Origin of the sequence: Streptomyces sp. NPDC050121, from assembly GCF_044460385.1 — a bacterium.
In the GTDB taxonomy this organism is placed as follows: Bacteria; Actinomycetota; Actinomycetes; order Streptomycetales; family Streptomycetaceae; genus Streptomyces; species Streptomyces soliscabiei.
The window spans coordinates 205371-211993 of record NZ_JBITJV010000004.1 but is presented as its reverse complement, the minus strand read 5'-3'; the positions used below and the strand labels follow the sequence as shown (position 1 = coordinate 211993).

The following is a 6623-nucleotide window of genomic DNA, read 5'->3' as shown; positions in this document are numbered from 1 at the left end:
GATGACTGCGTCAATCGACGAGATCACCAGAGCACTGCGGGAATCGGTCAAGGAGACCCGGCGGCTGCGGCTGCGGAACGACGAGCTGGAGGCGACGTTCCGCGAGCCGGTCGCGATCGTGGGGATGTCGTGCCGCCTGCCGGGGGGTGTGACGTCGCCGGAGGAGTTCTGGCGGCTGCTGTCCGAGGGCCGGGACGCGGTGTCCGCCTTCCCCGCGGACCGGGGCTGGGATCTGGCCGGGCTGTTCGATCCGGACCCCGATCACCTGGGGACGTCGTATGTCCGCGAGGGCGGGTTCCTGGACCAGGTCGCCGGGTTCGACGCGGAGTTCTTCGGGATCTCCCCGCGCGAGGCGCTGGCCATGGACCCGAGGCAGCGGCTGCTGCTGGAAACCTCCTGGGAGCTGTTCGAGGCGGCCGGAGTGGATCCGCTCGGCCTCAAGGGCAGCCGGACCGGGGTGTTCGTCGGGGCCGGTCCGACGGACTACCCGCACGGCGTGGAGGGCTATGCGGTGGCCGGGACCACCCCGAGTGTGCTGTCGGGGCGACTGTCGTACGTGTTCGGGCTGGAGGGCCCGGCGGTGACGGTCGACACGGCGTGTTCGTCGTCCCTCGTGGCGCTGCACCTGGCGTGTCAGGCGCTGCGGGCCGGTGAGTGCTCGATGGCGCTGGCCGGCGGGGTGGCCGTGATGTCGAGCCCGAAGGTGATCGTCGAGTTCAGCCGGCAGCGCGCGCTGTCGGCGGACGGGCGGTGCAAGGCGTTCTCCGAGGCGGCGGACGGATTCGGGTTCGCCGAGGGCGTCGGGCTGCTGCTGCTCGAGCCGCTGTCGCAGGCCCGGCGCCGGGGGCACGAGGTGCTCGCCGTCATCCGGGGCTCGGCGGTCAACCAGGACGGCGCGTCGAGCGGTCTGACGGCGCCGAACGGGCCGTCGCAGGAGCGGGTGATCCGGCAGGCGGTGGCGAACGCGGGGCTGTCGCTGCGGGATGTGGACGTGGTGGAGGCGCACGGCACGGGGACGTCGCTCGGGGACCCGATCGAGGCGCAGGCGCTGTTGGCGACGTACGGGCAGGAGCGTCCCGAGGGCAGGCCGGTGCTGCTGGGGTCGGTGAAGTCCAACATCGGTCATACGCAGGCGGCGGCCGGTGCGGTCGGCGTGATGAAGATGGTGCTGGCGATGCGTCACGGGACGGTGCCGGCGACACTGCACGTGGACGAGCCGAGCCGTCATGTGGACTGGTCGGCGGGCGAGGCCGAGCTGGCCGTGAAGGCGTCGCCGTGGCCCGACGCGGGGCATCCACGGCGTGCGGGGGTGTCCTCCTTCGGCGTCAGCGGCACCAACGCCCACCTCGTCCTCGAACAGCCCCCGGCCGACGACGGCGCGGACCCGGCCCCACAGCCGTCCGGGCCCGAAGACGCGGTGCCGGTGCTGCCGTGGGTGGTGTCCGGAAGGGGGGAGGCCGGTCTGCGCGGGCAGGCCGCCCGGCTGGCGGAGTTCGTCGAGGCCCACCCGGACCTCGACGCGCGCGACACCGCACACTCGCTGGCCCGGCGCGCGGCGCTGCCCCACCGGGCCGTGGTGCTCGGCACCGGCCGGACCGGGCTGCTGAGCGGACTGCACGCCCTGGCAGCGGGACGGCCCGCGCCCGGGCTGATCCAGGGCACGGCACGCAGCCGCTCCGGCGAGGCGGTGCTGGTGTTCCCCGGACAGGGGTCCCAGTGGCCGGGGATGGCGCTCGGGCTGCTGGAGACGGCTCCGGTGTTCCGCGACCGGCTCACCGAATGCGACCAGGCGCTGGCGGCGTTCACCGGCTGGTCGGTGCGCGACGTGCTCCGTAGTGCGCCCGGCGCCCCGGACCCGGACCGGGTGGACGTCGTCCAGCCGGTGCTGTTCGCGGTCATGGTGTCGTTGGCCGCCTTGTGGCAGCACGCGGGGATCGTGCCCGCCGCGGTGGTCGGACACTCCCAGGGCGAGATCGCGGCCGCCTGTGTGGCGGGCGGACTGTCCCTGGAGGACGCGGCACGGGTCGTGGCGCTGCGCAGCCGGGCCCTGGCGTCGCTGTCCGGGCAGGGGGCGATGGCGTCGCTGGGCCTGGGACGCGAGGACGCCGAGGCCCTGCTGTCCCGGTGGGACGGCCGGCTGACGATCGCCGTCGTCAACGGGCCCGGGTCGGTGGTGGTGTCGGGCGACGCCGCCGCGACAGCCGCTCTGGTGGCCGAACACCAGGACTCCGACGTCCGGGCACGGCTCCTCCCGGTCGACTACGCCTCGCACTCGCCGCACGTCGAGCGGATCAGGGCCGAAGTGCTCGCGCAGCTCGACGGCGTCACCCCGGGCCCCTCGCGGATCCCCTTCTACTCCGCGGTCACCGGCGGGCAGTTGGACACCGCCGAGCTCGACGCGGACTACTGGTACCGCAACCTCCGGCAGCCGGTGCGCTTCGACGAGGTCACCCGGACCCTGCTCGACCGGGGCTACGAGCTGTTCGTGGAGGCGAGCCCGCACCCGGTGCTGACCATGGGACTGCAGGACACGATCGCCGACGCGGACGCCTCCGCACTGGTCCTCGGCACGCTGCACCGCAACCGCGGCGGCCTCGACGACTTCCTCGGCTCGGTCGCGCAGGCCCACGTCGGCGGCGTCCCGGTCGCCTGGGAGAGCATGCTGGGGCGGCGCGGGAACGACACCCCGGGCCTTCCGTCGTACGCGTTCCAGCGGCAGAGCTACTGGCAGGACCCGACGGCCCCTTCCGCGGACGCCCTCGGCAAGGCGGGACTGCGGGCCGGTGAGCATCCCATGCTCGGTGCCGCGACGGACGTCGCCGACAGCGCCGCCGTGGTGCTGTCCGGCCGTCTGTCGCCGCAGACCCACGGGTGGCTGGCCGATCACGTGGTCGAGGACCAGGTGCTGCTTCCCGGCACCGGGTTCGTGGAGCTGGCGCTGCGCGCCGCGGCCGAAACCGGCTGCTCCGGAATCGGGGAACTCGCGCTGGAAGCCCCCATGGTGGTCCCGTCGCAGGGCGCGGTCCAGGTCCAGGTGGTCGCCGGCGCCCCGGACGACGCGGGCAACCGCCGAGTGACCGTGTACTCGAGGCCGGAGGACACATCCGTGGACGGCGGATGGACGTCGAACGCCGTGGGCGAGCTGACCGGCACACCGTGCGCGGAGGACTTCGGCGACCTCGTGATCTGGCCGCCGGCCGGCGCGGAGCAACTGCCCACGGATCGGCTCTACGAGGGGTACGCGGAGCGCGGATTCACGTATGGACCGGCGTTCCGTGGGATCCGACGGGCATGGCGCCTCGGCGACGACGTGTACGCCGAGGTCCGCCTGCCTTCCGCGCAGCGCGGCGAGGCCGGGCGGTTCGGCGTCCACCCTGCCCTGCTGGACGCGGCGGTGCAGGCGGCCGGCATCCTCATGGCGCCGGAAGGCCCGCCGACGGGTGCCGGACTTCTGCTGCCGTTCGTGTTCAGCGAGGTCGCCCTCGTCGCGTCGGGCGCGGCCGATCTGCGGGTCAGGGTGCGGCGCAACGGCCCGGACCGGGTGGCGCTGACGGCCGCGGACCTCGACGGGCGCCCCGTCGTCTCGGTCGGCGCCCTCGTCGTACGGCCGGTGTCGGCGGAGCAGGTGCGCGCGACGCAGTCGGGCGCGCTCCGCGACGCGCTGTTCAGGGTCGACTGGGTGCCCGTGACCCGGCCCGGATCCGGGCCGGCCGCGGCGCGGGAGCGCTGGGCGGTCCTGGGCACGGACGCGGCGGCGGTCGCGCGGCGGCTCGGTGACGCCGGCGCGGTCGTCGACACGTACCGCGACCCGGACGGGCTGCGGGCCGCGATCGCCGAGGGGACCCCGGCGCCCGACCTGGTGCTGTGGAGCGCCCCCGACGCCGTCCGCGGCAACGGCTCCGCCGACCTGCCCGCCCACGTCCGGACGGTCACCGCGGCCGCGTTGGGCGTGGTGCAGGCATGGCTGGCGGACGACGACCTCGGCGCCGGCCGGCTGGTGATCAGGACTCAGGGCGCGGTCGCGGCACGGGAGGGGGACGACGTCGCGAACCTGGCGTCGGCCGCCGTGTGGGGGCTGGTGCGCACGGCGCAGACGGAGCACCCGGGCCGGTTCGTCCTGGTCGACGACGGCGCCTGCCCGGACGACGCCGGACCGGGGGAGGTCTGGGCGGCGGCAGCGGCCTGCGGGGAACCGCAGCTCGCCGTCCGTTCCGGCGAGCTGCTGGCGCCGCGGCTGGCCCGGGCCGCCGACGGCGAAAGCCTGACGCCGCCCGCCCGTGCGGCCGCCTGGCGCCTGGAATGCACCGGCACCGGGACGCTGGAGGGACTGACGGCGGCGGAATGCTCGCGGCCGACCGGCCCACTCGGCCCGCGCGAGGTACGGGTGGCCGTGCGGGCGGCCGGACTCAACTTCCATGACGTGGTCGTCGCGCTGGGGCTGATCCCCGGTGAGACGGATCTCGGCGGCGAGGGCGCGGGGACGGTGACCGCCGTCGGCAGCGACGTACCTGACCTGGTGCCCGGGGACCGGGTCCTGGGCCTGCTGACGCACGCGTTCGGGCCGCTCTCGGTGACCGATCACCGGCTGCTCGCCAAGATCCCCGAGGGATGGTCGTTCGAGCAGGCCGCTTCGGTGCCGGTGGCCTTCCTCACCGCGCACTACGCGCTGTCCGACCTGGCCGGGCTGCGACCCGGCGAGTCCGTGCTCGTGCACGCGGCGGCCGGTGGGGTCGGCATGGCGGCCGTACAGCTTGCGAAGCACCTCGGCGCAAGGGTGTTCGCGACCGCCAGTCAGGGCAAGTGGCCGGTCCTGAGGTCCGCCGGACTGGACGACGCGCACATCGCGTCCAGCCGCACCCTCGAGTTCGAGCGGCAGTTCGGCGACGTGAGCGCCGGGCAGGGCGTCGACGTCGTGCTGAACTCGTTGGCCGGAGACTTCGTCGACGCCTCACTGCGGCTGCTACGGCCCGGCGGACGCTTCGTCGAGATGGGGAAGACCGACGTCCGCGACGGCGACGACGTGTCCGGCGGCCACCCCGGGGCCGACTACCGGGCGTTCGAACTGAACGAGGCGGGACCGGACCGCATCAAGGAGATGCTGGCCGAGATCATGAGCCTGTTCCACGCCGGCTCGCTGACGTTGCCGCCGGTGACCACCTGGGATGTCCGCGACGCGATACCGGCGTTCCGGTTCATGAGCCAGGCCCGGCACGTCGGCAAGATCGTGCTGACCGTTCCGCCGGCGCCGGACCCCGAGGGGACGGTGCTCGTCACCGGCGGCACCGGGACCGTGGCCGGACTGGTCGTGCGCCATCTCGCCGAGCACGGAGCCAGGCACTTCATGCTGCTGAGCCGCCGTGGCCCCGAAGCACCCGGTGCGCAGGCCCTTCACGACGAGCTGGCCGAGCGGGGCGCCCGGGTGGAGATCGTCGCCTGCGACGTCGCCGACCGAGCCGACCTCGCCCGGACGCTGGCCGCGGTTCCGGCCGATCACCCTCTCACGGCGGTCGTGCACGCGGCTGGAGTCCTCGACGACGGGATCCTGCCCTCGCTCACCCCGGACAAGATCGACACGGTCATGCGGCCCAAGGTCGACGCGGCCCTGCATCTGCACGAGCTCACCGCCGGGGCCGACCTCGCTTCGTTCGTTCTGTTCTCCTCCGGCGCCGGGCTGACCGGCGCACCGGGGCAGGGCAACTACGCGGCGGCCAACGTGTTCCTCGACGCGCTCGCCTGTCACCGGCGGGCCATGGGCCTGCCGGCGACGTCGATGGCGTGGGGCCTGTGGGCGCAGACCAGCGAGCTGACCGCCGGCATCACCAGCTCCAACCGGGCACGCATGAGTGGGTACTTCGCCCCCTTGCCCACCCAGCAGGCGCTGGCCCTGTTCGACGCCGCACGCGGCTCCGCCGAACCTCTCCTGCTGGCGACCGGTATCCGCACCGGCCGGCTCCGGACCCTTGCCCGTGACGGTTCGCTCCCGGCGCTCTGGCGCGCACTGATCAACACGCCGGCCCAGCCACGGATCATGGCCTCCGACCCCGCCACCGGTGTGGCGAGGCAACTGGCCTCGCTGAGCGAAGCCGACCAGCGGCAGTTCCTGCTCCACCTCGTCCGCTCGCACGCGGTCGTCGCGCTGGGCGGCGGTGACGCGGAGGGCATGGACCCGGACAGCCCGTTCCGGGACATCGGGTTCGACTCCCTCACCGCCGTCGACTTCCGCAACAGGCTGGCCGGCGCGACCGGCTGTCGGTTCCCGGCGACGCTGGTCTTCGACCATCCCACTCCGGCCGAACTCGCCGAGCACCTGCGCACCAGGCTCACCTCGGAGGCGGCGCCGCAGTCCGTGCCGGTGCTCGACGAGATCGACAGCCTGGAGAAGGGGCTCCTGCGGATCGAGCCGGGCGAGGAACTGCGGGACCGGATCGCCCGGCGTCTTCGCACGCTGCTGAGCCGATGGGACGACGCTCACCCGGAGAGCGGGGCGCCGTCCCGCGACGGCGCGGAGATCGCCCTCGATTCCGCCCTCGATTCCGCCACCGACGACGAGCTCTTCGCGCTCATCGACGCGGACCTCCCCGACACCGCCTGACGGGCTGGGACCGCCCGGGCCGCCCCGCTGC

Annotated in this window: 1 protein-coding gene; it reads left to right on the top strand. The window is 74.2% G+C overall.

What is annotated here, in order from left to right:
• Window position 1: 1 nt before the first annotated feature.
• A complete protein-coding gene (locus ACIBTS_RS08125) occupies window positions 2-6592 on the top strand; it encodes an SDR family NAD(P)-dependent oxidoreductase (protein WP_399317496.1) in 6591 nt (2196 codons plus the stop codon).
• Window positions 6593-6623 lie beyond the last annotated feature (31 nt).

Excerpts from the sequence above, each read along its gene's own strand:
- ACIBTS_RS08125 (WP_399317496.1), top strand. The coding sequence starts at position 2 with ATGACTGCGTCAATCGACGAGATCACCAGAGCACTGCGGGAATCGGTC.